This is a genomic window from Enterococcus sp. RIT-PI-f, assembly GCF_001297065.1.
Lineage (GTDB): Bacteria > Bacillota > Bacilli > Lactobacillales > Enterococcaceae > Enterococcus_D.
In genome coordinates this window covers 299,012-324,288 of record NZ_LHOX01000011.1, presented here as the reverse complement: position 1 = coordinate 324,288, position 25,277 = coordinate 299,012, and the positions used below count along the sequence as shown (strand labels likewise).

The following is a 25,277-nucleotide window of genomic DNA, read 5'->3' as shown; positions in this document are numbered from 1 at the left end:
ACTTCAATGAAGTATCAGAATCATTTATTCAAGCTGTTGCTTCCAAACGAAATCACATCCCAAGAAAATCTCTAAAGTATCAAACACCGATGGAAATATTTTTGAGAAATATAAAACCAGATGATTTGTCTAACTTAATTTGACAAATGAAATTTTTAAATTAATTTTAATGCCTTTTCGCTAGTTTAATAGTTTGAAGGTTCTATGTAAATCTTTTGAAATCAATGTGACACAATCCGATTCTGTCACATTCGATAAAATTGCTCTATCCTTAGAGGCTCTAAGAGAAAATTATTTTTCTTTTAGCGATTTTTTTCTATAGCTTTTTTAAATGTGACTTATCATCTGTTATAGTCGTATTAAGTAACATTTGTGAGGTGGCTAAACCGGAAAATATGGGCAATGAAATTAGATGCTTTTTAGTATGTATAAAATAACTACGGTCTAATAAAACGCCAATAAATCCTATAGCTAATATATTTTTTCTGCAATGTGTCCCATCGCAATCGCAGGTTGGCGATTGATTTCTCAGAGATTCACACATATTTTTCTGATCATCCGATAAGACAATGGTTATATAATTAGTCGTCTCCAATTCTTTCGAATCTTTTGAAAGAATAATTTAGGGGTAAAGAATGTTAATATATAGAGTTTAGAGTGAATGTTGCCGCTGATTGGCGAAGTGTAGAGTGGTCTAGTGATGAGAGATGAAAATAATTGCACTTATCTATTGATGATTGGGATTATTTTTGTTAGAATATATATTGTATCAAAAAATTGAAGACACAAAGGTTGAGCATTTCGGTGTTTCAAGGATCAGGTTTGCCAAGGGGTGAGGCGAACATTCTTGGAGGAATGCTGGCCTTTTTTTGTTATAAGCATACTTCTTCGCGAGGTATGCTTTTTTGTTTGTTTTTCAGTTGAATATACACATGATTATAGGAGGGGAATTAATGAGAGAAGCTTTGACTCGTTTACGAGAAGCAGAAGAAGCCAATGAACAGCAATTGATCGCTTTGAAAAAAGCGCTACAATTGGAAGAAGCGCAGCAACAACAAGAATTGCAAAAACGGGCTGCCGCTTTGGAAGAGGCACTTGCACAAGAACAAGTCGCAGTCGAAGAGCAGTTACACCAGTCGCTGGAAGCACAAAAGCAACGGCTGGCAGAAGAAAATCAGCAAGTTTTAGATCGTTACCAAAAAAATATGCAAAGCTTCCAAGAGCAAGCGATTCAACAGATCGTTGAAGGAGTGATCGGGACTTATGGCAGTAACCAAACTAAATAAATTAACGTTGATCACCCCGAAACGCTACCAAGAAAGTTTGTTGACGAAGTTGCAAGCGATGCAGTTTGTTGAAATCGAGAATGTATTTGAGAAAGAAGCCAACGAAACTTGGTTGCAGGAATTTTTTGCAGGTACAACGCCAGAAAGTACTTCTCATCAGACACTGATTCGTCGTCTACAAGAAGCAATCCGCTTTATTCGTCAAACTGGCGATGCGAAAAAAAGCACGGAGTGGCGGCGGGCTGCCTTGCGGCTGTCGGACTTTGAAACAAGCTTCGATGAAGCAGCAGCTTTAACAGAACTAGGTCAAGTTGAGAATTTGCAGGAGCGCTGGTTAGAGACGATTGAAGCGATCGAAGCAGCGACTCAGGCAGAAGATTGGGCGACACAGTGGCAAAATCTTGACGTGCCACTAGAAATTGAAGCACCTACACATACGTGTTTTTTTGCAGGTAGTGTTGAAGAACCACGCTGGGAAGATCTAGCTGAAGCTTTGCGTCAATTGGAAGATGTTCATATAGAAGTCATCTATTCTGATCAGAAGAAAGTTAATTTCAGCTGTCTTTTTTTAGCAACGACCGAGGCGCAAGTTTTCCAATTGTTTCACCGTTTTGGGGTGAAGAAAGAAACTGGCCTAACATCAGAATCACCAAAAGTGGTTTTACAAAACGCGAAACAAGCGTTGACTTCCTTGACGCAGCAGCGCAAAGAACTGATTACAGAAATCAGTCAGCACAAACAACGGCTGATCCTGTTGCAGCAAGCGGAAGAACTGTTTTTGACTCGTGAGAATCGTGCAATGATGCAACAACGTCTAGCGGCAGGTCAGACATTTTCGCTCATGCGCGGGTGGATTGCAGAAAAGGATCAACCGTTAGTGGCAGAAATGGTCCAAGAATCCTTTGCCAATGAGATTTACTATTCATTTGAAGAACCAACGGCAGACGAGATTGCTGCCAATCAAGTACCAACGAAGTTAAAAAATGCTTCATTTATACAACCCTTTGAAATGCTGACGGAAATGTATAGTTTGCCGAAATACGATGAAATTGATCCAACCCCTTGGATGACGCCTTTCTATTATGTTTTCTTTGGGATGATGGTGGCTGATTTAGGTTATGGTGCATTGATGGCTGTAGCGACAACGATTGGGCTGTATGCCTTACGTTTGCCAAAAGGAACCAAACGATTTCTGAAATTGTTCCAGATATTGTCTGTACCAACCATGATTTGGGGTGCAATCTACGGCTCGTTTTTTGGTGCTACATTGCCTTTCCAGCTTTTATCGCCCGCCGAAGATTTTATGGCAATCTTTGGTCTATCGATGATTTTTGGTGGTATCCAACTGTTTACAGGTCTTTATTTGGCGGCTAAAGAAAACATCCGCAAAAAGGATCTTTTAGGTGCAGTAAACGAAGGCTTTGCGTGGCTAGGACTTTTGAGTGGTCTGCTAGTGGCAGCCGCAGGCAATCTTTTGATTGATGTCCCTGCATTAACCACTGTCGGCTTGATTTTAGCGGGCTTTAGTGCCTTATTGATTATCGTGGTACCGATTCTTAAAGGGAAAACCAAAGTGGGCGGCTTCTTTCTAGGGTTGTACGAGTTGTACGGTGTGACGAGTTACATCGGTGACTTTGTCAGCTACAGTCGCTTGATGGCCTTAGGGATCTCCGGTGGGAGTATTGCAGCAGCCTTCAACTTATTGGTGGGCTATTTGCCGCCAGCTGCTCGTTTTTCAGTGGGTATTCTCTTATTGCTTGTACTGCAAGCATTGAATATCTTTTTATCGTTACTGAGTGCATATGTGCATGCCGCTCGTTTACAATATGTAGAATTTTTCGGCAAATTTTTCGCTGGTGGTGGACGTCAATTTGAAACCTTTACGCCAAGTGAGAAATATGTTGATTTTGACAAAGAAAATGGAGGAGACAATAAATGATTGATTACTTGATTAACAATAATGGTGGTATGGTGTTTGCAATTATTGGAATGGGGATTGCGACGATCTTTTCTGGGATTGGTTCAGCCAAAGGTGTGGGCCAAACTGGTGAAGCAGCGGCAGCTTTAACGACAAATCAGCCTGAGAAGTTTGGACAAGCTTTGATTTTACAATTGCTTCCTGGGACACAAGGTCTATACGGATTCGTTATTGCGTTTATGATTTATGGCAGCTTAAGTGGTGAAATGTCGACAGTGACTGGTATGGCTTATTTGATGGCATCACTGCCAGTTGCTTTTACTGGTTTATTCTCAGGAATGGCCCAAGGAAAGGTCGCTGCAGCTGGGATTCAAATTTTAGCGAAAAAACCAGAGCATTTCTTTAAAGGCGTGATGTTCTCAGTAATGGTTGAGATGTATGCCATCTTAGGCTTTGTTATTTCTTTCTTACTTTTAGGAACGATTTAAAGGGGGCGAAGGTATGGATGCAATCGACAAAATGATTGCTGAACTAGACCAAGAAGCGCAGATAAAACGGGAACGTTTGGCTGCCGCTGAACGTGCTAGGATCAGTGAAACCATGGCACGTGACTGGGCGAAGAAAGAGTCGGACTTGCAGCTTCGTGCCCAGCAAGCAAAAAAGCAAGTCGAAAAAAATTATCAGCAAGCCCTGAATCGCCAATCAAGTGCCGCCAAGCAGCAAAAAATGGTGAAGCAAAATGAATATCTGACACAACTTTTTGAGCAAGCTTATCAACAAATGATTGGTTGGACACCAGAAGAGCTCCAGACATTTGTTGAAAATGTGCTGGAGCGGCTGCCAATCAGTGGCACGTTGACCTTTCATGCGGGTCTAGATCAAGCAGCCCACTTAGATGATACTTGGGTCGCGGCTTGTCAGTCCGACTTGCCGTATCAAATCAAGGTAGGAACACCATTGTCAGAAGCTGGATTTTTGGTGGATGACAATGGTATTCAATACAACTTTACTTATCGTGTGTTACTTGAAGAATACAAGAAAGAATCCCGTGAACGGTGGTTACAGATCATACAAAAAGGAGGTTGATCCATGAGGAACTATCATCAATTGAATCCCATCATTCGGCTGAAAGAAATGACTTTACTGAAGCCGCAAGAAGTGGAACAAATGATTACGGCAAAAAACTTTGCTGTGGTCGAAACGGTGCTGCAGCAGACCCATTATCAACGCTATTTGCATCCATATTTTCACGAACAATTCGAAATATCACTTGATGAAGAATTGTTAAAGACAATCAAAGAATTGATCGAGCTGGTTCCCAATCAAGAAATCCTCCGATTGTATATGATGCCTTTTACTTTCCACAATCTGAAAGTCTTGACCAAAGAGTCAGTGACTGGAAAGGATTATGCGCATCTACTGGTTGAAGACGGTTTTTACACGATCGACGAATGCCGGACCGCCATCAAAACAGGCATATCAGAAGTATTGCCTGAGAAAATCGTGACTACAATTCAAGAGGTTCGGGAATACTTGGAAGGCGGCGCTGTGTTGCAAGGCATCGATATCATATACGATCGCCGGTATTTGCATGAACAACGGCGATTGGCAGACAAAATTAATATACCTGAACTACAAGAAGCCGTCATTAAGATGATCGATTTAACCAATATAACCATCGCCGCTCGCTGTCTGAGCCAAAAGCGATCCTGCAGTTTTATGAAGGCGGTCTTGGTGAGTGTCGGCAGTATCCCGAAAGAAGAATTTTTAGCGTTTGCGGATGCGTCCTATAGCGACTTTATAACGTTCTTATTAGAAAGTGAGTATCAGGAAGTGATGCGGCCAATCATTCATGAACAAGTGATCGACTTCGCTGGCTTGGCGCTTTTACAAGACAACTTGATTACAGAAAGCTTTGCATCAGCCCAAATAGATGCTTTAGGACCACTACCTTTACTCGCATTTTTGAATGCTAAGATTTTGGAACTGCAAAATCTGCGTATCTTGCTGGTAGGCAAACGCAGCGGCTTTACGGAAGGACAAATCAGAGAAAGGATGCGGCGCTATGACGCATAAAATCGGTGTGATCGGCGAGAAAGAATCCGTCATTCCTTTTCAATTATTTGGGTTCCAAGTTTGTTATGCCTCGGAAGAAAAAGAAGTCAAGCAGGCACTGGCAAAATTAATGAAGAGTAGTACGATTATCTATCTGACTGAAAAATGTGCAGAGATGATTCCCGATGAATTAGCAAAGGTCCAACAAAAAATGACACCTGCGATCATCTTGATTCCTGATTACGATGGTTCCCGAGGAATCGGCAGACGGATGATTCAAGATAATGTTGAAAAAGCGGTCGGACAAAACATACTATAGAGAGGAGCCGATGTTGTGGAAAAAGGAACAATTATTAAAGTATCAGGTCCATTGGTTTTAGCCAAAAATATGGGTCATGCAAGTTTAGAAGATATCTGTTATGTAGGAGATTTAGGCGTGGTCGGTGAAATCATCGAAATGCGCGGCGACGTCGCTTCGATCCAAGTCTACGAAGAAACTTCAGGGATTGGTCCCGGAGAACCAGTCGAAACCACTGGTGAACCGCTATCCGTGGAATTGGCTCCCGGAATTATGTCTCAAATGTTTGATGGGATCCAACGCCCATTGGAAACCTTTATGGATGTTACCAAAAGTAACTTCTTGACTCGCGGGGTGCAATTGCCTGCGTTGAATCATGAGAAAAAGTGGTCTTTTGTACCGATGGTCGAAGTGGGTGCAGCGGTTAGTACCGGAATGGTTATCGGAACTGTGCAAGAAACACCACTGATCGATCACAAAATTATGGTTCCTCATGGCGTTTCAGGAACAGTCAAAGCTGTTTATGCAGGGGAATATACGATTGATGAAGTGATTTATGTCTTAGATACGACTAAAGGAGAACGTTCATTTACGATGCTACAAAAATGGCCGGTTCGTCATAGCCGTCCAGTGAAGCAAAAACTGAATCCAATCGAACCGATGATTACAGGGCAGCGCGTGATTGACACGTTCTTTCCAATCGCTAAAGGCGGGGCTTCAGCCGTTCCGGGTCCTTTTGGTGCGGGAAAGACCGTTGTTCAGCATCAAATTGCCAAGTGGGCGGATGTCGACTTGGTTGTCTATGTTGGCTGTGGGGAACGCGGCAATGAAATGACAGATGTAATGAACGAATTTCCAGAGTTGATCGATCCTCGCAGTGGTGAATCTTTAATGGCTAGAACCGTTTTGATTGCCAATACATCAAATATGCCAGTAGCCGCTCGGGAAGCGTCGATTTATACGGGGATTACCATTGCAGAGTACTTCCGTGACATGGGCTATTCAGTGGCGATCATGGCGGATTCAACCTCACGTTGGGCGGAAGCACTGCGAGAAATGTCTGGTCGTTTGGAGGAAATGCCTGGGGATGAAGGATATCCGGCTTATTTAGGTAGCCGTTTGGCAGAGTATTATGAACGTTCTGGGAAAGCGATTTGCTTAGGTTCTGATCAAGAAGGCAGTATTACTGCAATCAGCGCCGTGTCACCATCTGGTGGGGACATTTCGGAACCAGTTACTCAAAATACTTTACGGGTCGTTAAAGTATTTTGGGGCTTAGATGCCACATTAGCGCAAAAACGTCATTTTCCATCAATCGATTGGTTGAAGAGTTATTCTTTATATGAAAACGAACTTGGCGCCTTTTTGGATCAGCAAATGCAAGTGGATTGGTCCAAACAAGTAACAGAAGCCATGCGGATGCTACAAAAAGAATCTGAGTTGTCAGAGATCGTTCGTCTTGTCGGTATCGACGCTTTATCAGAAAAAGATCAATTATTGCTGGAAACGACCAAGTCCTTGAGAGAAGATTTCTTACAGCAAAATGCTTTTGACGATGTCGATACGTTTACCTCTCGTGAAAAGCAGTTCAAAATGCTAGAAACGATCTTATTGCTCCACAAAGAAGCCGAAGATGCGTTAACACTAGGCGCGTATCTTTCAGAAGTCTACTCAGGAATTGAAGAACTACGAGACAAAGTTGCACGCATGAAGTATTTGCCTGAAGGTGAATTTGCCAAAATTTCTGCTTTGCATCAAGAAATCAAAGCAACGATAAAAGAAATTTTACAGAAAGGAGACCGTACTGATGATCAAGGAATATAAAACGATTGGAGAAGTCGTCGGTCCATTGATGGCCGTCGATCGTGTCTCTGGTGTCAAATACGAAGAGTTGATCGAAGTCCGCATGCAAAACGGAGACATGCGACAAGGCCAAGTGCTTGAGATTCAAGAAGACAAAGCATTAGTCCAAATTTTTGAAGGGACTGGAGGGATTAACTTGCGCGAATCAGCGGTCCGCTTTTTGGGGCATCCTTTGGAATTAGGCGTTTCAGAGCAAATGATTGGGCGCGTCTTTGACGGTTTAGGACGGGTCAAAGACGGTGGAGTAGAGATCGTTCCCGAAAAATTTATGGATATCAACGGCGAAGTCATTAATCCAGCAGCCCGAGATTACCCTGATGAATTTATTCAAACGGGGATTTCATCAATTGACCATTTGAACACATTGGTTCGGGGACAAAAACTACCAATTTTTTCAGGTTCTGGTTTGCCTCATAAAGAATTGGCCTCTCAAATTGCCCGTCAAGCACAAGTGCTAAACTCGGAAGATGAATTTGCTGTTGTATTTGCCGGCATTGGGATTACCTTTGAAGAAGCAGAATATTTTATGGAAGATTTTCGCCAAACTGGCGCCATCGACCATTCTGTTGTCTTTATGAATCTAGCAAATGATCCAGCGATCGAGCGGATCGCTACCCCACGAATGGCATTGACGGCAGCTGAATACTTGGCCTATGAAAAGGATATGCATGTCTTGGTGATCATGACGGATATGACCAACTATTGTGAAGCTTTACGGGAGATCTCTTCTGCACGCCGTGAAGTACCGGGACGTCGTGGGTATCCAGGGTATCTCTACACGAATTTGTCAACGTTATATGAGCGTGCCGGACGAATTCGCGGCTTGAAAGGTTCAGTGACGCAGTTGCCGATTCTGACTATGCCAGAAGATGACAAAACGCATCCAATTCCTGATTTAACAGGCTATATCACTGAAGGACAAATCATCTTGTCTCGGGATTTATATAAAAATGGCATTCAACCGCCAATCGATGTCTTGTCATCGCTGTCACGCTTAAAAGATAAAGGGACAGGCGAAGGCAAAACACGTAAAGACCATGCTGCAACGATGAACCAGTTGTTTTCTGCATACGCGCAAGGACAGCAATCCAAGGAATTAGCAGTTGTTTTAGGCGAATCGGCCTTGTCAGACGTTGATAAAATCTATGCTAAATTTGCAGAACGCTTCGAAATTGAATACTTGAATCAAGGATATCGAACCAACCGCTCCATTATCGAAACCTTGGAATTGGGCTGGGAATTATTGGCGATGTTGCCAAAAGTCGAACTGAAGCGAATCAGTGATGCGTTACTGGCGGAATATTTACCGGAAGAGGAGAATAATGGTGCAAAAAAACGTTAATCCAACCCGCATGGAGCTGTCGCGCCTCAGTAAACAATTGGCGACAGCTAAACGCGGCCATAAATTATTAAAAGATAAACAAGATGAACTCATGCGTCAATTTATTGAATTAATCAAAAAAAATGATCATTTACGTAAAAATGTGGAAGAGCAGTTGCAACATGCCATGAAGGCATTTCGCTTGGCCAATGCCACAATCAATGAAAAATACATTGAAGAAATGTTTATTTTACCTGCAACTGAAGTCTCCCTTGAATTATCAACGAAAAATATCATGAGTGTAGAAGTACCGGTCATGCATTTTGACTATGATGATGCTGTGATGCAAGCGCCGATCGAATACGGATTTTTGAATTCCAATGTTCCTTTAGATAACGCCGTCGCCCGTTTTACAGACGTTATGCCCAAGCTGTTGGCTCTAACAGAAATCGAAAAAACCTGTCAATTGATGGCAAGGGAAATCGAACGAACCCGCAGGCGGGTCAATGCGTTAGAATATTTGACGATCCCTGAATTAGAAGAGGCCATATATGGGATCAAAATGCGGTTAGAAGAAAACGAACGAGCGAATGTAACAAGAATGATCAAAGTGAAGAATAAATCAAAATAAAATGGTATGATAAGAGAAAAACGAAAGCAAAAGACTTGGATTACTAAGACATTCGTTTTTGAAAAAGGTCAAAGGAAATGAGAATGAAAAAAAGAGATCGTTTGAAAAAAAAGTTGGCACATCAACACTTTTTAATTCCACAAATCGTCTCACTAGTGTTTCTCTTACTGATATTGGCAGGGACAGGCTTACTGATGTTGCCTACGGTCACCAAAAGTGGTGAAGGTACCAACTTTTTAGATGCTCTGTTTACTGCTACTTCAGCTATTTGTGTGACGGGTCTTTCTACCTTAACGGTGGTGGATCATTATAATATCTGGGGCCAAGGCATTTTGTTGATATTGATTGAAATTGGTGGAATCGGCTTCATGTCGATTCCCGTCTTCTTTTACATTTTGGCAAGAAAAAGAGTCCATCTTAGTACGCGGATGATTTTGCGAGAATCCTTGAATCTAGATCGTATGTCCGGTGAAATCCATTTAGCATGGTACATTATTCGGATCGCCTTTTTGATCCAAGTTAGTGGGGCTGTATTGCTGGCTTTTGCTTTTGTTCCTCGTTTTGGTTGGCGCCAGGGTCTCTGGTATAGTGTTTTTCATGCGTTTTCGGCCTTTTGTAATGCTGGTTTTGATTTGTTTGGCAACAGTATGGTCGGATTTCAGAATGAACCGTTTGTGCTAGGGGTCATCAGTTTCTTGATTATCGCCGGCGGTCTCGGTTTTCTCGTTTGGTTCGATCTCCTGCATAGGGCATCCAAAAAACGTTCCTTACATAGCCGCTTGGCATGGATCACAATGATCGTTTTGATTGTTCTTGGAACGGTAGGCTTCTTTTTGACCGAAAAAAATTCACAGTTGATCACTGGTGATTCTGTCATTGAACGCTTTTTTCAATATTTGTTCTTAGCGGTCACCCCAAGAACAGCTGGCTTTTTCAGTATTGATTACGGACAAATGAGTCAAGCCAGTTTGATGATGACGATGATGTTAATGTATATCGGCGGAACCTCCGGATCAACTGCTGGGGGATTGAAGACAACGACACTTGCAGTCTTGATCATCAAGGTCCGTAGCTTGTTAAAAGGACGCAGCCAAGCTGAGATTTTTGGCCGAACAATTAAAGAATCTGCCGTTTCGCGAGCTTTTACTTTGTTTTTTCTAACTTTGTCGTTATGTTTCATATCTATTTTCCTGTTATCGATTACTGAAAATATGCCGCAAAACCCGACATTCGGTTTGCAATATATTGCCTTTGAGGTCTTTTCGGCTTTTGGGACGGTGGGCTTGACGATGGGGCTTACACCCTATTTATCGGTTTTCGGCAAGCTATTGATCATTCTTTTGATGTTCATCGGTCGTGTCGGAATCATGACGGTGGCCTTTTCATTGATGAAAAAAGCCAACAAGCAAGAAGTTGGATACAAATTTCCTGAAGAGCGAGTGATGATTGGTTAAGCTAGACGTATTCTGTTAAAACAGTTGCGTATTTCAAAAGAGGATGATTTTTTTTCTGAGTAAATCATAGGAGTGAATATCTATTTTTATGTAAACGAAAGGGGCTGTTGATACAGCCCCTTTGTACTTTATGTGTGTTTTTCTCACACTAAGTAACACAGAATCATTCAGTCGGTCATCTTTTTCGAAACAACCACCATCGATTTGATCGTGCGACGATTTTGCATGTCTGCATAGGCTTGGTTGATTTGTGCCAATGGATATGTTTGGGTGAAAACACGTCCAGGATCAATGGTCCCATCCAAGACTGCTTTCAGTAAGACTTCTTTGTCATAGGTGGTCACAGAAGCAGAACCACCGGCAATCGAGATATTTTGGGCAAACGTCGAGCCAATGGGCCGATTGTTGTAGTGGGGGACACCGACATAGCCAATACGTCCACCATTGTGCAAGACCCCAAGCGCTTGCTCGATAGCCGCTTCGGTACCAACACATTCTAATGCCGCATCAGCGCCGCCATCCAAGATTTCTCGCACTTCAGCAATTCCAGCTTCGCCGCGCGCTGCAACGACTGCTGTTGCACCAGATTGACGGGCCATTTCTTGACGGTCTGGGTGTCGGCTCATTAAGACGATTTGTGAAGCCCCCAGCATTTTGGCGGCGATCACCGCGCATTGACCAACGGCCCCATCGCCAATAACGACCACTTTATCGCCTCTTTGAACATGGGCACAACGGGCAGCATGATAACCTGTTGGCATCACATCTGCCAAAGTCAGCAGTGATTTGATCATGCCTTCTGTGTAATCCGATGGTTGACCAGGGACTTTGACCAGCGCCCAGTTGCCATAATGGAAACGGACATACTCTGATTGAAAGCCATTGGACCAGTTGGTCGCACCTTGGTGGCGATCACAAGTCCCATCGAATCCTGCACGACAGGCATCACATTCCCCACAACCATGGGTGAAAGGAACGATCACGAAGTCACCGGGTTTAACGGTGGTAATAGCTGTACCAATTTCTTCCACAATCCCTAATGCCTCATGGCCATCGTTGACAGAGTGGGGTTCTTTGTTGTCGCCATGGGCATAAGACCAGAGATCAGAACCGCAGACACAGGCCCGCACGATTTTGATGATAACATCATCGGTTGCTTGCAACTGCGGTCTTTCTACTTCTTGGACAGAAACAAGCCCGGCTTTTTCAAAAATAGCTGATTTCATATACATCCTTCTTTCTTCTTCAACATACAGCTAGTGTAAATCTTGAAGTGTACTTTAAGGCAAGGGAAAGACGTCAAAAAGGGGCAAAAATATTTCCGGTTGACTTAAAGTATACTTTAGGGGTTAAACTAAGGTTGAAGCAATGCAAAAATCACAAAGAGGGTGGCTTATATGGCAGATACGATTGGCGCAGTCGCCAAAAAATTCAATCTCAATCCGTCTACATTGCGGTACTATGACGCAGAAGGGTTGATTCCAGCAATCAAGAAAAACGAGCAAGGCAACCGCATATTTGATGAAGAAGCGGTGTCTACCTTATTTACGATCGAATGTTTGAAAAAATCAGGGATGTCGATCAAAGAAATCAAAACATTCATGTCTTGGTGTCAAATTGGAGATGACTCACTCAATCAGCGCCTCGCCATGTTCAAAGAACGCAGAGCATGCCTGGAAGCGCAAATCAGCGAATTGACCGCGACATTGGATTATATCGATTACAAAATTTCCTATTATACACAAGCAGTCGAAGATGAAACAGAAGCCCGTGTAAAAGGGACTTTCCGATTCAAGCAAGAGGCATAAGCCATAGGATGAAACACGTCAACCAAAAACAGGTGGCGCAGCATTTTTTGCTGGCCACCTGTTTTTTTGGATCAATGAGTGGCGGGTTCATCCTCGATCGTCTTGATCAGTTTTGCTGGTACGCCGCCTACGATCGTCTTGGGCGCCACGTCTTTTTGGACGACTGCGCCGGCTGCAATAATCGCATGGTCACCAATCGTGACACCAGGCAATATGGTTGCTTGCGCGCCAATCCAGACATTCTTGCCAATGGTGATAGGCGCTGGGTAGAGATCCTTTCTGTTTTTTGCTGAAAGCCCGTGATTCAATGTGGCCAGCACCACGTTATGTCCAATCAGCGTGTCATCGCCTATAGTGATTCCACCTTGGTCTTGGAAGTGGCATCCAGCGTTGATAAAGACACCTTTACCCAGGGTAATATTTTTGCCGCAGTCTGTATAAAAGGGTGGAAATAAACCAAAATCAGCATCGACTTCTTTGCCAATCAATAGAGCGAAGCGTTGCCGCAATTCTGCCTGTGTATGATACTTGTTATTGATCTCCGTCGTATGTTTGCGGGCTTCGTCACTTAGCTTAGCCATCATCTGGTGATAGTCCGAACCTGCCTGTACGACTTGTCCGCTATTTAAATAATCTGTGAATGTCTTGTTATCCATGTGTCCATCTCCTTTATGTGTATGTCATAGCTGTGTGCTTTATTCTAGAATACATCTTCAAGTCAACTTGAAGTCAACCGCAAAGGAGCAATCAACAAAAAAAAGCTTGCCATCGTCTAGAGGCAAGCTTGGGGAAGCTTAAGCAAATGTGGTGAGTAATTTTTCGATGGTGCTTAGGACGCCATTTTCGTCATTTGATTTTGTGACAAAGTCAGCGCGCGCTTTGACTTCGTCAAAAGCGTTGGCCATCGCAAAGCTGATGCCTGCTTGTGCAAATAATTCCAGATCATTGAAGCCATCGCCAAAGGCAATCGTTTCGGCTTTGGTGACGTCCAGTCTTTTTTGCAATTCATTGACAGTTGTTCCTTTATGCACATTATGGTTTGAAATATCGATCCAAGCAGCTTCCGAGGCTACGATATAAGCGCGATCACTGAATGACTGCAATGATTTGACACTTTCAAAGCAGCGTAGTTTTGGATCGAAGACAGTGATCTTGACAAAATCTTCTTGGATGTCGGCAAGATCGGCCACTTTCTGAACAACAGCGTAAGAACCGCGCACTTTTTGGGCTTCTCCTTCAGGGGTTGTTTCTTTGATAAAGGCCGCTGTCGGTGTGCAGGCAATAATCACATGATCTGAGGCGATCGAATCTAAAGTCTGGATGATTTCTCGACCGATTGTATTTGGCAGCAATGATTCATAGACATATTGGCCTTGATGTTTGATGCGTGTAGCACTATCCCCTAAAATCCAAATGTCTTTTGACGCTTCAGACCCAAATAATTCTTCGACGCGTTCGCATTGCTTGCCCGTGCAAGCCGCAAAAATAATGTCTTTGTCGTGCATCAATGCTTGGATCCGTTGGTATTCTTGCTGATCAAAATCACTCTTGCTTGTCAAAAAAGTGCCGTCTAAGTCAGTAATAATTAGTTTTATCATGGTACATTCTCCTTTTGTTGGCTTGCCCTTTGGCGAAGCGTCATCTTATGGTTGTTGGTCTACTTGTTGGACTGTGTGTAGTTCACTCGCGTTGCTTGGCCGATTGTTTCGATAATAGTGGTAGTCATGTTCGTTGATGGATCGCAATACACGGCATGGGTTGCCTACCGCAACGGTATTGTCTGGAATGTCTTTGGTCACGACACTGCCAGAGCCAATCACACAATTTTCACCGATCGTTACCCCTGGATTGATGACCACGCCGGCACCAATCCAGCAATTGTCTTTGATCGTGACCGTTTCAGCATACATAAAGGTGCGGTAGTCGGGGTGAACAGGATGCCCAACAGTGGCGATCGTGACATTGGCCCCGAACATGACACGGTCGCCAATCAAAATCTGCCCATCATCAATGAAATTGCACTGATAATTGACATAGCAATCTGTTCCAAAATGAATATTGCTTCCATAGGTGAATAGGAAAGGGGTCTCAATCCAAGCATTACAAGAAGCGCCAAAAATATCTTTTTTCAGCGCCTCTTTTTCGGTGTGCTGGTCTGGCAATAAAGCATTCAATCTATGACGCTGCACCCGCGCGCGCTGTCGTTCAATATCTAGCCCTTGGCAGTGATCAAGAAATAACTGACCAGAGGCGATTCGTTTTTTCATATCCATAGCTTGCCTTTCTGATTTTAGTTAAAGTTTTTAATTAAGTATATTAACTAAGTGGAAAGATGTCAAGAAAAAATGTGATAAAAAGCATGAGCTAGCTGTGCAGATTTACTTTTTCCGACAGATAGGGTATGATCTATGAGGGTTAATTAATAGATTTAATTAAGGACGTGCTTTTTTATGTCACAAAACAAAAATTTGATTCGTGAAAAAAATATGCGTGCCATCAAACAAATGATGCGTGAAAAGGGGACCGCCTACAAGGCAGAAATCGCTGCTGAAACGGGGCTGAGTGTGGTGACTGTGAATGCGCTGGTGGCCCAGTTGGTAGAAGCAAAGGTCTTGATTGAAGGAGATTTGATGCCGCAGACAGTCGGTCGTCCAGCCATCGCCTATCATTTCAATGAGGAGCAGCAGTACTTCTTATTGCTAAGTATTCAAGAGAAGCTGACCCCGAACTACCGTCAATTGATGATTCATGGTCAAATCGTGAACTTGGCCGGGGACATCAAATATACCCAAACAACTGAATTTTCAGAAGTGACAATGCCCTTCTTTTTGGCATGTGTCCAGCCATTTCTATCTGCTGGTTTTGAGATCGCCAAAATCGGCGTGTCGATCCCTGGTAAAATCTACCAAGGGGTGATTCTGTCCAGTTGGGAAAATTTATTGAATCAATGGCATTTACAAGACGCGTTGTCTGCATTTGCTTCTGTACCAGTAGCTATCCAAAATGATGCCCATCTGGTCACGATTGGCTATACGGTTCGAGAAAAACGCAGCAAAGAAGAAACGATCGTCGGTATTTTCTATCCCGAAAATAGTATGCCTGGTATCACGATCTATGCCAAAGGGACATTGATTGAAGGCAATATGAACTTAGCCGGGGAGGCAAAATTTTTGCCTCATTTGATGGAAGAGATATTTCCTTTGACAAACGAGAAGTTGATTGGAAATCTAGTTGAGATTTTTACGATTTATAATGCAGTCATTGCACCAAATAACTTTGTGATCTCGGCTGATTCTGTCACTGAGACCGCCATACGAGACAAGATTGCGCAATCCACGCTATTGGCCATGCAAGTCAACCAGCCTCAATTTTTATTTGTGGATCAATTTACGGCATGCTTGTATACGGGCTTGCTTTGGTTGGTGCTGAAAGACAGTGATTATGCACTATAGACACTGACCATCCTTGCCCCTGCAGTTAGAGAATCATACAGTAAAGAAAGGGAATCGATTATGAATACGATCATTGTAAGCTTGGCGGTCTTACCTGTCGTCTTGCAACTGATGATGCTGCTGTTTCTTATGCAGTCTCGACAGCCAAGGACACGAGGGATCAAGATACTGTTTTGGGCAATGTCCATTTTGAATGGCGTAACTGCTATGTTCGTTGCCTTTTTGCTCGGATATTTGGCGGATGAGATGCTGATTGCTTCCTCATCGTATATGCTGATCCCAGTGCTTGCAACAGGATTGGCAGCCATCGCGACGCTGCTCAAGGTATAAACGCAACTGTGGCATCAGCAGGCAGAAACGAAAAAAATGCTAGACCAGGCTGGTTGTCCAGCGCTGGCTAGCATTTTTTAGTTGCCTGTGGTCTACTTGTTCAACACCGTCATTGGGTCGATCAATTGATCTTGCGCCAACGTTGGGGACAAACTTACTTCAAAGTGCAAGTGTGGGCCAGTACTATTGCCTGTGCTGCCCATTGACGCAATCACTTCTCCTTGTGCGACTTTTTGGCCGACTTTTACAAGGTTTTGATTGTTATGCGCATACAAGGTGGTCAGGCCATTGTCGTGAAGGATCGCGACATAATTCCCCCATGAATAGTGGCTTTCCGCACGAATCACAGTGCCTGATTGACTAGCGTAAATAGGTGTGCCCATTGGCGCAGCAAAATCGACACCCCGGTGGAAACCACCGCCTCGTGGACCAAATGAAGAGGAGATTTGCGGATCTTTGACCGGATAGATCAAGGCTTCGCTGCCTTCTGGCAATTCTTGGTCATAGCTGGTCAATGCATAGGCTTCGATCAAGGCATTTAACTTTTGGTCATATTGACTGTCTGTTGCATACCGACCAGTTAAATAAGCCGTTGCTTCTTTATAATCTTCGGTCTCTGATTTCCATGCGCCTTTATAAAATTCTTCGTTATGATCCAAACCATTCTTCAATAAATCAGCATAATCTTGCAAAGATTCGGCATATTCATTGTAGTGTCTGAAGGTTGCAGTGATGGTAAAATAATTGCCTGATGCATCTTCCTCTTGGGTGCGGAAATTGACACCCTGGCCTTCAAATGTCCCTTTGATGCCGAACAAATTGAAATAAGGCGCTTGACTCAATTGACTTTGTCCATTACCAGATTCCAAAATGGCTTGTGCGATCATCACTGACGCATATAAGTCTTCTTCCAGACCAATTTCGCGGGCATCTTCACCAATTTCTTGGATAAAAGCCCAAGTTTCTTTGGTTGGCGTCACTTGGATCGATGAGGCGTCGGTGACTGTAGTGGTGCCACTGTTGTTTGTTGCTGATCCTGAAGGGGTGTTGCCGCCAGGTGTGGTGGTTTCAGGTTGTGCTGGTGTCTTCTCAGGGACACTTGGTGTACTGGTGTCTGGTGTTTCTTCAACAGGTGTTTCAGGCTTCACCGGTGTTTCGGGTTTTGTTTCAGGTGCTGTAGGCTCCTCAGGTGTTGGTTCTGCAGGTGTCTCAGGTGTTGTCGGTGTTTCAGGTTCTGCAGGTGTTTGAGGCGTTTCCGGCTCCTCAGGTGTTTCAGGTACTACTGGTGTTTCTGGTGCAGGGACGCTCTCTTCTGGCGTCGTCTCCACCGGTCCTGTTTCCGTTACTTCAGGGACCGCTTCGGTTGCAGGTGTTTCTATTGTACCGCTTTCCTCAGCTGCGTTGTCGCTAGCGACTACAGCGGCTGAAACGGGTAAACTCGTTAATAATTGGCTGCATACCAACGCAATGGCGAGCCATTTTCTTGTATGTTTCAAAATATAAAACCTCCTTTATATCATAGTGTACCAAGGGGGGACAGACATGTGTAGTCAAATTTTTCATGCCGGTGTGAAAAATTTAACAAGACAAAGCATTTAGCAACAGTTTCCTGTAGATTTTGGTAAAATAATAAAATGATGAGAGCCTATACCATCATTTTACAAGAAAGGGTGACTTTTTTGAAACTAAAAGGGTATCGTTCTACCTACCATGAAGATGTAAGACATTATGTGCAAACAGAAGAACTGTTGCGATACACAGGCACACCGCAAGACAATATCGCAATTTCTGCAACCACCCCGACGCATCACTCTATCTTAGTATACGAAAAAAATCAGCTTGTGTGTTTTTTTGCTTTGGATGAGGGAGCGTTAAAAACGCAATACACCTCAGAACCGTCGGCGTTCGTACTTCGCAGTTTTTCAACAGATGCACGCTACTTGCGTAGAGGTTATGGCAAGCAGGCATTAATGTTGTTGCCTGATTTTGTGCGCAATCAGTTTCCTGACATCAAAGAAATCGTTTTAGGAGTCAATCAGAACAACTTGCCCGCACAAGCTTTGTATGAGAAAGTCAAGTTTGTCGCGAACGGGCGAATACTCCAGGGGCCTAAAGGACCGCAAAATATATTGATGTTGTCCATTTGACAGCTATCCTAAAGAACAAAGACGTGTCTGGACAAGAAATTCTCTTGCGGACACGTCTTTTTGATTGTTTAGGCAAAGAAGTAGGAAGGGTCTAGTCCTAGATGGATACAGATTGTTTGCCAATCTTTGGCTTTCGGGATAGCGTTGATCAATACATAGGGATTGGTCGCCACATAGTCTGTGATATAAGGGCTGTAGTTGGTCACGATCAAATCGATAGATGCTTCTTGGAGGCGTTCTTTTGATAAGTCCCAGATAGAAATAAAAGTCAGCTGATGCTGCTTGCCAAAAAACTGCGTGGCTTTAGAAATAATCGATTGCCTAGTTAAACTATCGCCTTCTAGAATAAAATAAATCTGCTTTTTTGCTGCGTAAAAATGAGAAAGCAGGTCTGCATACATAGTTAAGCTTGTGGCTATATCTTCTCGATATTTGGTGGATAGTTGCAACTGCGCTGCATATTCTTCAATAAATGACACATTCTGATAAAATGCATTTGTTTGATTGGTACGTATTGATTTGATCGTATCGCTCATAGTTTTGTTTAGTATTGGGGAAATGGCTTCTTTGATTTTGATACTTAAGAAAAAGGATTTATAAAAAGTCAGCAATGTTGCTTGGTCCCAACTTGAATCAGTAAAAGAAGTCACGTATTGTTTGGCGATGGTTTCAATTTCCGGCCAGATGCCAAAGCGTGCGTAGAAAAGTATTTCACTGTCGATGGCCCGCACCGTACGTTGTGTCAGGATATCGAAATGGATAGCAGCAACTTCTGTTTTTGGCAAGCTATAGTCATATGTTTTTCCTAAAGTAGCGATGAGATGAGACAGCTTTTCAAAATCATTTTCTTGGCAGATAATGGTTTCAAGGGATTCAGGGAGTGCGACTCGAAATCCTTGACGATACCGTTCAAAGGCAATATAGATGCGATAGTAGAAGGAGGCGATGCCGACGGCAGTATCTAATTCGATGTTCTTTGCTTCCTCAGATAACTGCAAAAAAAGTTGCTGAAATCCTTTAGGAGGGTGTAGTGTGTGAGTTGTTTGCGAACCTTCATAATAAAAATCAAAGAAAAATTTTCTGATGGCAATCTCCTCGCCTACAATCTGAATAGGATTCATTTGAAAGATAAGGCCGTATTGACGCAGCACAGATTGCGCAGACTGCAAGATGCGTCGCAAAGAACCGGGAGAATAATTCAAATAATTGGCAGTATCCTCCAATGTATCTAGTTCGCCATAGAAGATATTACTGATAATCTCATATATGGGTTCATTGTCTAAGAGTGTTTGTTTCTTTTGATTGTAGGTAGTAATATCCAATTCTGCAAATTGGTAGCCAGTATTACTAGCATCAAATGCTGCACTCTCGCCAAAATGATCTTTCAGTAGCTGAATATCCGTCAAAATTGTCCGCTGAGAGACCCCAAGTTGTGCAGCTATATATTGAGTGGTTACAAATTGTTCCCGTTCAATGATTGCTAAAAGTTGAAATCTTCTGGCGGTCGATCGGTCATTGATCAATTGTAATTGCAAGTCTCGCATGACCCGCACCTCCTTGGCTTTATTTTACGCCGGACTGTGAGGTGAAATCAAATTTGAGTGCTTTTTACCAAGGTAAATGGCTCAAAGATAGAGCAGGTCATTCCAACTTAAGGATAGACAACTAAAAATTTTTTGCCAGTCATGCCTATGTAGGATGGTATTGGTCAGAATATAGTCTTTATTGCGCAGGTATTCAGACACATAAGGCTCATAATTCGTAATCACCAAATCAACTTGATTGTCTTGCAGAACAGCGTGGGACAATGACCAAATGGACATAAAAAAAAGGTTATGACTATTCCCCAAATAATAGATGGCTTGGGCTCTGATCGTTTGGGTGATCAAATGATCTCCTTCTAATAAAAAATAGACATTTTTCCTTGGAGAATATCGTATAGCCAAAATATGACAATAAGCAGTCAAATCGGCCGCAATATCTATCCAGAAATGTGATGAGAATTGGTGGTCATGGACGTGTTTTTTTAGGAAAGTCATGTTTTGTCTAAATGTATCTGGATGAGATTTTTTTATCGACGTGATCGTGTCTGTCATTGTGCGATTCAACGTAGGGCAAATGGCATCATTTATCTTTTTCGCAAGTAAAAAAGATTTGAAAAAGATAGTCAATTGTTCTATGTCCCAATCGCTGTACGCATGATAAGTGATCAGGGAAGCAGCCAAATGCTCGATTTCTGGCCATTGACCAAAACGTGCATAAAATAGTTCTTCACTGGCTTTCTCGCGGATTGGCCGTTTCGTCAAAATTGTATAATGAATCCAAGCAATCTCATGCTTCGGTAATGTAAATCCATATTTCTCACCTAAGTGCGACAAAAAAAGCGTAAGTTTGTTGAAATCTTTTTCTTTGTAAACCGAGGTCGCGAGTGCGGGGGGCAACTGAACAGTATAGCCTTGTTTAAATCGCTCGATCACAATATAAAGGGTGTAATAAAAACAAGCAATGGGGGAACCAGTGTCTAGCTCGATGTATTCTCCATAGCTGTCGAACATGCGTAAAAACTCTTCGTGGAATCCTTGAGGCGGATGCAGGGTATGTGGGGTTTGAAAGCCTTCGTAATAGAAGTCCAAAAAGAATTTCCGAATGCTGCTTTCATCCCCGCAGATATTGATAGGATTCATGCTAAGTTTTAAATTATATGTCCTTAAAATCGGTTGGATAGAAGAAAGGATCCTACGTAATGATCCAGGCGAATAATTGAGATAGTGTGCAGTATCAGCAATACTGTCTAATTCTCCATAGAAAATATTGCCGATGATTTCATAAATGGGCTCATTAGCTAGAAGTTCCTGCTTCTTTTGGTTGTATAGCGGCATATTTTGCTCTTGGAAATGATAGCCATTTTTACTAGATATAAAGTGGGCACTTTCGCCAAAGTGTTTCTTTAGTGTCTGAATATCCGTAATGATCGTCCGCTGGGAAATGCCAATTTGTTTTGCTAAATCTAATGTTGTGACGACATGTTTTTGTTCTAGAATATTGAGTAATTGGAACCAACGGGCTGTGGAAGGGTCATTGATTAACTTCATTTGCAATTCTCTCATTGAGAACAAGTTCACTCCTTTATATTGACGTTGATTGCCTGGCCATCTAATGATTTGATAAAAAGGAAGATGCATTTTCGCAGTAGATGCCGTTTTGAAATACAACGTATGTATGATTGAAAAATTAAATACAAGGAACATACAGCTATCTGAAAAGTAATAGATATGCTGTAATTTTTTTGCTTTAAACTAAATAATAATACATTGAAACGGCTGATATTGAGCAAAAACAGGTCGAATGATTGATATTGCAACGTTTTTCACATGTTTTTCACAGGTCAGTGCATTTCGTAAGTATCACTGCATCTGATCATGTGATAAATTTGAATCCGTACTCAAGACGAAGACATGCATTGTCATGGCATTTGTTATACGAAGAAGATTCTGAACAAAGGAGGAGATAAGGTGCAAAAGAAAAAAATACAGTGTCTGATCAGGTTGTTGGCCGTCTGTCTTTTCCTGGTATCTTACTTTCCATTCACTATTTTATCTGCGCAAGAAATCACACAGGATAATCGAGACGAAGCACGATTGGAAGAAACATCTGAAACTTCGGTTGATGAAGACATCCAACTAGAAAATGAAGACACCGAACAAAGTGGATCACATGAAACGAATCAAGAAGAAACGGTTGATTCTCTGGTCATCGAGCCAGTAGCGGAGAACGCTGAAGCAGATGAAAATGAATCAGCTGCAAATGATAATGAGCCTGCGAAGCGAGAGGCTAGATCAGATGATGTTGTTACTGGGGTATGGGGAACTGTTCCGTGGGAATATGAGGCAGAAAATCAAACGATCACGCTATATGGAGGAGAAGGCGGTACAGTTGCGAGTGCGCCATGGAGAACATATGGAGCATTTGAAAGCCTCGTTGTAGCCGAATCAGTTATCTTACCACGAGATTCATCACAGCTTTTTTTAGGACGAAGGAATTTGGTAGAGATTGTTCATTGTTATAATCTTGATTTTACGAATGTGACCACTACGGAGGCCATGTTTTTCTTGACATCTAGTTTAAGTGAAATAAATGCGAGTAACTGGAACGTCTCAAATGTTACATCCATGTCATATATGTTCAGTCAATCAGGTGTGACTACATTAGACCTAAGTAATTGGAATGTTTCAAATGTAACTCGAATGAACGATATGTTTTCTGATACTAGTGCCTTAGAAACACTGAATGTAAATGGTTGGAATACGATTTCGGTGACTGCTTTTGATAGGATGTTTCAAAATAGTGGGATAACAGTTTTAGATTTGAGCACTTGGTCTAATGACAATTTTTTCTCGAAGCCTAATATGTTCCAAAATGCTCGATCTTTGAAGCGCTTGGTTTTGGGTGAGGGATTTCATCTAATTGAGGCCATGAATCTACCAATGATCCAAGAGGATGGGTACACGGGAAGATGGATACGCAGAGGCAGCGATCAGGTAATGGATTATGACAATGTCTTCGAAGACTCTGTTGCTTTTATGCAGGGATATGGCGAGAAAGATCCTGGCAGCTATGAATGGGAACCCGTTCTTTCCCTATGGGGAACGGTCCCATGGGAATTCAAAGAAGATACGCAAACAATCATTCTTTACGGTGGAGACGCCGGGGAGGTTGCAACAGCGCCGTGGAAGACTTATGGATCAGTAAATACGATAATCGTGAATGCTCGTGTTTTACTACCAGCGGTTTCAAGTAGTTTATTTGCTCAATTGAGAGATTTGGAAATAATAAATAATGTTGGGAACCTAGATGTATCCCAGGTCAGATTGATGGACTGGATGTTTGAAGGTACGCGATTACTAAGAGAACTAGATGTAAGCAATTGGGACATGTCGAATGTCACGTCTATCGAGCGGATGTTTGCTCATTCAGCAGTGGCATCTTTAGATGTTTCTAATTGGGTCGTATCTGAAGTAACCAATATGGATAGTACATTTCTAGGTGTTCAGATGACAACATTGGCAGTCGATAATTGGGACGTTTCGAAAGTAACAACGATGCAAGGGATGTTTCGTCACACTGGTCTGCAGCATTTGGACTTGTCCGGATGGGATGTTGTGAATGTTGAGCAGTTTGCGTGGATGTTTCAGTATAGTGAAATTGAGGATTTAAATGTGTCAAGTTGGGACCTTGATCAGGCAGTTAGAATGAGAGCAATGTTTCAAGGGACCAAGTTTCAGCAATTAGATGTATCTGATTGGGATATTTCCAATGTGGATGATTTGGGTTGGATGTTTCGCGGAAGTGCTATCAGATCTTTGGATTTATCGAACTGGGATACAACAAATGTAACGCTCATGGAGAATATGTTTGAAGGCGCGAGTTATCTGAAAAAACTTATCTTGGGAGAAGCATCGATTTTCTCTCCAAGTGTCCTTTTACCGGAGATTGTCAACAATGAATTTTACACAGGAAACTGGCTGCTGCAAAACCATTCGGATACAGATGAGCCCATTTTGTACACCAGTTCTAGAGAATTTATGGCGGATTATGATGGTAGTCGACCAGGGATATATGTTTGGGAAGCCATGGAGCCGAAAGTACTTACGGCAAAGTTATATCCTGTTAGTGATCAGTCAACTATGATTGTTGGCTATATGACAGAAGAAGTTGACACCCGGGTAGTCACTTATCAAAACACCAACGGAGAAACCATTACTATCGAGAATGACTCCCCTCGTATCATTTGGGGCGATTACCAGGATGACAATGAATGGACTCGGGCATTTCATGTGTACTTAGCAGAGGATGAACGATTAGAGACGGGTAGCGAAGTTTCTATTACATTGTCGAAGCCATCTGTACACAACACAGGTGACTTTTATACGGAAGAAACCGTCATAAAAGGAATTACTTATGAGGCAGGGAACATTACCATCGATCGTTTCTCGGTGAATGATCTTGCGGATACAGAGGCACTTCATCAACTGATTTTGACCCATAGCCAACCATTTGCCAAGGATTTATTGACGAATGAGGATCTCTCCGATTCCTTTCGCGTCATAACGACTGATTTAACTATTGATATTGAGCTAGATGGGGTCCGTTCGGCTATATTGGAAGTTGGCAACAAAGCGTATCAGATGGAGATCAGCATTGATGTCACGTCACAGCTTGAACACATGCGCGTGACGATTCCAACGAAGATGCTCTTTACCTCTTTATACAATGAAGAGGAGTCCAATCGTGAATTTGAAAGCCAAGAGTATCAAATTCGGAATCATTCAACGATTCCAGTCGATGCGTATGTCAATCGCTTAGTAGTTGAGCGCGATGCAGGTATCCACTTGTTAACAAGCAGTGAAAGTCCTTTAGATTTTGTGAGGCCACAAGAAGAAGATATTGAATTGGATGGCCTACTACAGCCACTGCTGCAATTAGGTGTAAAGAATGTGAATGAATCGATCCCATTATATGAACGGATGGATGAAACAAAGCTATTGCAATTAGCACCTCGTACAAGTGAACCAATCAAATTGCAAGGCCATTTTTATGGACCATACCCAATGTGGATCGAGGATCAAGAGATGACACAAGGTGGATACTATGAAGAATCACTTCTACCCTCTTATCGAATGGTTTTGCGTTTCGTTCCCAGATAAATACCCATTG

General features: G+C 42.5%; 22 protein-coding genes and 1 pseudogene. 16 read left to right on the top strand and 7 right to left on the bottom strand.

Going from position 1 to position 25,277, the window contains the following annotated elements; translation table 11 throughout:
* The 11 genes and pseudogenes from AEQ18_RS15360 to AEQ18_RS05210 all read left to right on the top strand — a co-directional run.
* A pseudogene (locus AEQ18_RS15360) lies at positions 1–143 on the top strand (IS30 family transposase); the annotation flags it as partial.
* An 810-nt stretch (positions 144–953) separates the two neighbouring features.
* Positions 954–1,286 carry a hypothetical protein gene (locus AEQ18_RS05255; RefSeq protein WP_022797073.1) on the top strand — a complete coding sequence of 111 codons (333 nt, stop codon included), beginning with the start codon at positions 954–956 and terminating at the stop codon, positions 1,284–1,286.
* Positions 1,264–3,225 (top strand): V-type ATP synthase subunit I, encoded by a 1,962-nt coding sequence (locus AEQ18_RS05250; protein ID WP_054115305.1) that lies wholly within the window; start codon positions 1,264–1,266, stop codon positions 3,223–3,225. Before AEQ18_RS05255 ends, AEQ18_RS05250 begins: the two co-directional genes overlap by 23 nt.
* Positions 3,222–3,692 carry a V-type ATP synthase subunit K gene (locus AEQ18_RS05245; RefSeq protein ID WP_005225567.1) on the top strand — a complete coding sequence of 157 codons (471 nt, stop codon included), beginning with the start codon at positions 3,222–3,224 and terminating at the stop codon, positions 3,690–3,692. Before AEQ18_RS05250 ends, AEQ18_RS05245 begins: the two co-directional genes overlap by 4 nt.
* A gap of 13 nt (positions 3,693–3,705) precedes the next feature.
* The gene (locus AEQ18_RS05240) at positions 3,706–4,290 is read left to right on the top strand and encodes a hypothetical protein (RefSeq protein WP_054115304.1); all 585 of its coding nucleotides are present in this window, start codon (positions 3,706–3,708) and stop codon (positions 4,288–4,290) included.
* A gap of 3 nt (positions 4,291–4,293) precedes the next feature.
* Entirely contained in the window at positions 4,294–5,280 is a 987-nt protein-coding gene (locus AEQ18_RS05235; protein WP_054115303.1) for a V-type ATPase subunit, read from the top strand.
* On the top strand, positions 5,270–5,578 hold the full coding sequence (locus AEQ18_RS05230; RefSeq protein WP_054115302.1) for a V-type ATP synthase subunit F: 309 nt from the start codon (positions 5,270–5,272) through the stop codon (positions 5,576–5,578). The genes AEQ18_RS05235 and AEQ18_RS05230 overlap by 11 nt, the downstream gene beginning before the upstream one ends.
* Before the next feature lie 15 nt (positions 5,579–5,593).
* Positions 5,594–7,381, top strand: a complete 1,788-nt coding sequence (locus AEQ18_RS05225) for a V-type ATP synthase subunit A (RefSeq protein ID WP_022797079.1) — start codon at positions 5,594–5,596, stop codon at positions 7,379–7,381.
* Positions 7,365–8,762 carry a V-type ATP synthase subunit B gene (locus tag AEQ18_RS05220; RefSeq protein ID WP_054115301.1) on the top strand — a complete coding sequence of 466 codons (1,398 nt, stop codon included), beginning with the start codon at positions 7,365–7,367 and terminating at the stop codon, positions 8,760–8,762. Before AEQ18_RS05225 ends, AEQ18_RS05220 begins: the two co-directional genes overlap by 17 nt.
* Entirely contained in the window at positions 8,743–9,372 is a 630-nt protein-coding gene (locus tag AEQ18_RS05215) for a V-type ATP synthase subunit D (protein ID WP_054115300.1), read from the top strand. The genes AEQ18_RS05220 and AEQ18_RS05215 overlap by 20 nt, the downstream gene beginning before the upstream one ends.
* Before the next feature lie 83 nt (positions 9,373–9,455).
* Complete coding sequence (locus tag AEQ18_RS05210; protein WP_200908894.1) at positions 9,456–10,826, top strand: TrkH family potassium uptake protein; 1,371 nt, start codon at positions 9,456–9,458, stop codon at positions 10,824–10,826.
* 167 nt (positions 10,827–10,993) lie between these two features.
* On the opposite strand, the gene AEQ18_RS05205 is transcribed toward AEQ18_RS05210, so the two are convergent.
* A complete protein-coding gene (locus AEQ18_RS05205; protein WP_054115298.1) occupies positions 10,994–12,052 on the bottom strand; it encodes a zinc-binding dehydrogenase in 1,059 nt (352 codons plus the stop codon).
* Positions 12,053–12,223: 171 nt separating this feature from the next.
* Between AEQ18_RS05205 and AEQ18_RS05200 the strand changes: the two genes are divergently transcribed.
* A complete protein-coding gene (locus AEQ18_RS05200) occupies positions 12,224–12,634 on the top strand; it encodes a MerR family transcriptional regulator (RefSeq protein ID WP_054115297.1) in 411 nt (136 codons plus the stop codon).
* Positions 12,635–12,705: 71 nt separating this feature from the next.
* On the opposite strand, the gene AEQ18_RS05195 is transcribed toward AEQ18_RS05200, so the two are convergent.
* The 3 genes from AEQ18_RS05195 to AEQ18_RS05185 form a co-directional block, all read right to left on the bottom strand.
* Entirely contained in the window at positions 12,706–13,290 is a 585-nt protein-coding gene (locus tag AEQ18_RS05195; protein ID WP_054115296.1) for an acyltransferase, read from the bottom strand.
* Between the two features lie 138 nt (positions 13,291–13,428).
* The gene (locus tag AEQ18_RS05190; protein WP_054115295.1) at positions 13,429–14,232 is read right to left on the bottom strand and encodes a Cof-type HAD-IIB family hydrolase; all 804 of its coding nucleotides are present in this window, start codon (positions 14,230–14,232) and stop codon (positions 13,429–13,431) included.
* Positions 14,233–14,277: 45 nt separating this feature from the next.
* Positions 14,278–14,901, bottom strand: a complete 624-nt coding sequence (locus tag AEQ18_RS05185) for a sugar O-acetyltransferase (RefSeq protein WP_268760922.1) — start codon at positions 14,899–14,901, stop codon at positions 14,278–14,280.
* Positions 14,902–15,084: 183 nt separating this feature from the next.
* On the opposite strand from AEQ18_RS05185, the gene AEQ18_RS05180 reads away from it, so the two are divergent.
* Both AEQ18_RS05180 and AEQ18_RS05175 read left to right on the top strand, forming a co-directional pair.
* Positions 15,085–16,086 (top strand): ROK family protein, encoded by a 1,002-nt coding sequence (locus AEQ18_RS05180; protein WP_054115293.1) that lies wholly within the window; start codon positions 15,085–15,087, stop codon positions 16,084–16,086.
* Between the two features lie 60 nt (positions 16,087–16,146).
* Complete coding sequence (locus AEQ18_RS05175) at positions 16,147–16,416, top strand: hypothetical protein (protein ID WP_054115292.1); 270 nt, start codon at positions 16,147–16,149, stop codon at positions 16,414–16,416.
* Between the two features lie 92 nt (positions 16,417–16,508).
* Here AEQ18_RS05175 and AEQ18_RS05170 read toward each other — a convergent pair whose 3' ends face one another.
* Positions 16,509–17,912 (bottom strand): peptidoglycan DD-metalloendopeptidase family protein, encoded by a 1,404-nt coding sequence (locus AEQ18_RS05170; RefSeq protein ID WP_054115291.1) that lies wholly within the window; start codon positions 17,910–17,912, stop codon positions 16,509–16,511.
* A 138-nt stretch (positions 17,913–18,050) separates the two neighbouring features.
* On the opposite strand from AEQ18_RS05170, the gene AEQ18_RS05165 reads away from it, so the two are divergent.
* Positions 18,051–18,563: a GNAT family N-acetyltransferase gene (locus AEQ18_RS05165; protein WP_235505490.1), complete on the top strand. Its 513-nt coding sequence runs from the start codon at positions 18,051–18,053 to the stop codon at positions 18,561–18,563.
* A gap of 68 nt (positions 18,564–18,631) precedes the next feature.
* Here the strand turns inward: AEQ18_RS05165 and AEQ18_RS05160 are convergent, their stop codons facing one another.
* Together AEQ18_RS05160 and AEQ18_RS05155 are read right to left on the bottom strand one after the other, a co-directional pair.
* On the bottom strand, positions 18,632–20,107 hold the full coding sequence (locus AEQ18_RS05160) for a helix-turn-helix domain-containing protein (protein ID WP_054115290.1): 1,476 nt from the start codon (positions 20,105–20,107) through the stop codon (positions 18,632–18,634).
* An 81-nt stretch (positions 20,108–20,188) separates the two neighbouring features.
* Positions 20,189–21,655, bottom strand: coding sequence for a helix-turn-helix domain-containing protein (locus AEQ18_RS05155; RefSeq protein WP_160316053.1), 1,467 nt, complete (start codon positions 21,653–21,655; stop codon positions 20,189–20,191).
* Positions 21,656–22,075: 420 nt separating this feature from the next.
* Between AEQ18_RS05155 and AEQ18_RS05150 the strand changes: the two genes are divergently transcribed.
* On the top strand, positions 22,076–25,267 hold the full coding sequence (locus tag AEQ18_RS05150) for a BspA family leucine-rich repeat surface protein (protein WP_054115288.1): 3,192 nt from the start codon (positions 22,076–22,078) through the stop codon (positions 25,265–25,267).
* Positions 25,268–25,277: the final 10 nt, after the last annotated feature.

Bases quoted from the DNA above. Each gene is read 5' to 3' on its own strand.
- AEQ18_RS05255 (WP_022797073.1), top strand. From the start codon at position 954: ATGAGAGAAGCTTTGACTCGTTTACGAGAAGCAGAAGAAGCCAATGAA.
- AEQ18_RS05250 (WP_054115305.1), top strand. From the start codon at position 1,264: ATGGCAGTAACCAAACTAAATAAATTAACGTTGATCACCCCGAAACGC.
- AEQ18_RS05245 (WP_005225567.1), top strand. From the start codon at position 3,222: ATGATTGATTACTTGATTAACAATAATGGTGGTATGGTGTTTGCAATT.
- AEQ18_RS05240 (WP_054115304.1), top strand. From the start codon at position 3,706: ATGGATGCAATCGACAAAATGATTGCTGAACTAGACCAAGAAGCGCAG.
- AEQ18_RS05235 (WP_054115303.1), top strand. From the start codon at position 4,294: ATGAGGAACTATCATCAATTGAATCCCATCATTCGGCTGAAAGAAATG.
- AEQ18_RS05230 (WP_054115302.1), top strand. From the start codon at position 5,270: ATGACGCATAAAATCGGTGTGATCGGCGAGAAAGAATCCGTCATTCCT.
- AEQ18_RS05220 (WP_054115301.1), top strand. From the start codon at position 7,365: ATGATCAAGGAATATAAAACGATTGGAGAAGTCGTCGGTCCATTGATG.
- AEQ18_RS05215 (WP_054115300.1), top strand. From the start codon at position 8,743: ATGGTGCAAAAAAACGTTAATCCAACCCGCATGGAGCTGTCGCGCCTC.
- AEQ18_RS05210 (WP_200908894.1), top strand. From the start codon at position 9,456: ATGAAAAAAAGAGATCGTTTGAAAAAAAAGTTGGCACATCAACACTTT.
- AEQ18_RS05205 (WP_054115298.1), bottom strand. From the start codon at position 12,052: ATGAAATCAGCTATTTTTGAAAAAGCCGGGCTTGTTTCTGTCCAAGAA.
- AEQ18_RS05200 (WP_054115297.1), top strand. From the start codon at position 12,224: ATGGCAGATACGATTGGCGCAGTCGCCAAAAAATTCAATCTCAATCCG.
- AEQ18_RS05195 (WP_054115296.1), bottom strand. From the start codon at position 13,290: ATGGATAACAAGACATTCACAGATTATTTAAATAGCGGACAAGTCGTA.
- AEQ18_RS05190 (WP_054115295.1), bottom strand. From the start codon at position 14,232: ATGATAAAACTAATTATTACTGACTTAGACGGCACTTTTTTGACAAGC.
- AEQ18_RS05185 (WP_268760922.1), bottom strand. From the start codon at position 14,901: ATGAAAAAACGAATCGCCTCTGGTCAGTTATTTCTTGATCACTGCCAA.
- AEQ18_RS05180 (WP_054115293.1), top strand. From the start codon at position 15,085: ATGTCACAAAACAAAAATTTGATTCGTGAAAAAAATATGCGTGCCATC.
- AEQ18_RS05175 (WP_054115292.1), top strand. From the start codon at position 16,147: ATGAATACGATCATTGTAAGCTTGGCGGTCTTACCTGTCGTCTTGCAA.
- AEQ18_RS05165 (WP_235505490.1), top strand. From the start codon at position 18,051: ATGATGAGAGCCTATACCATCATTTTACAAGAAAGGGTGACTTTTTTG.
- AEQ18_RS05160 (WP_054115290.1), bottom strand. From the start codon at position 20,107: ATGCGAGACTTGCAATTACAATTGATCAATGACCGATCGACCGCCAGA.
- AEQ18_RS05155 (WP_160316053.1), bottom strand. From the start codon at position 21,655: ATGAAGTTAATCAATGACCCTTCCACAGCCCGTTGGTTCCAATTACTC.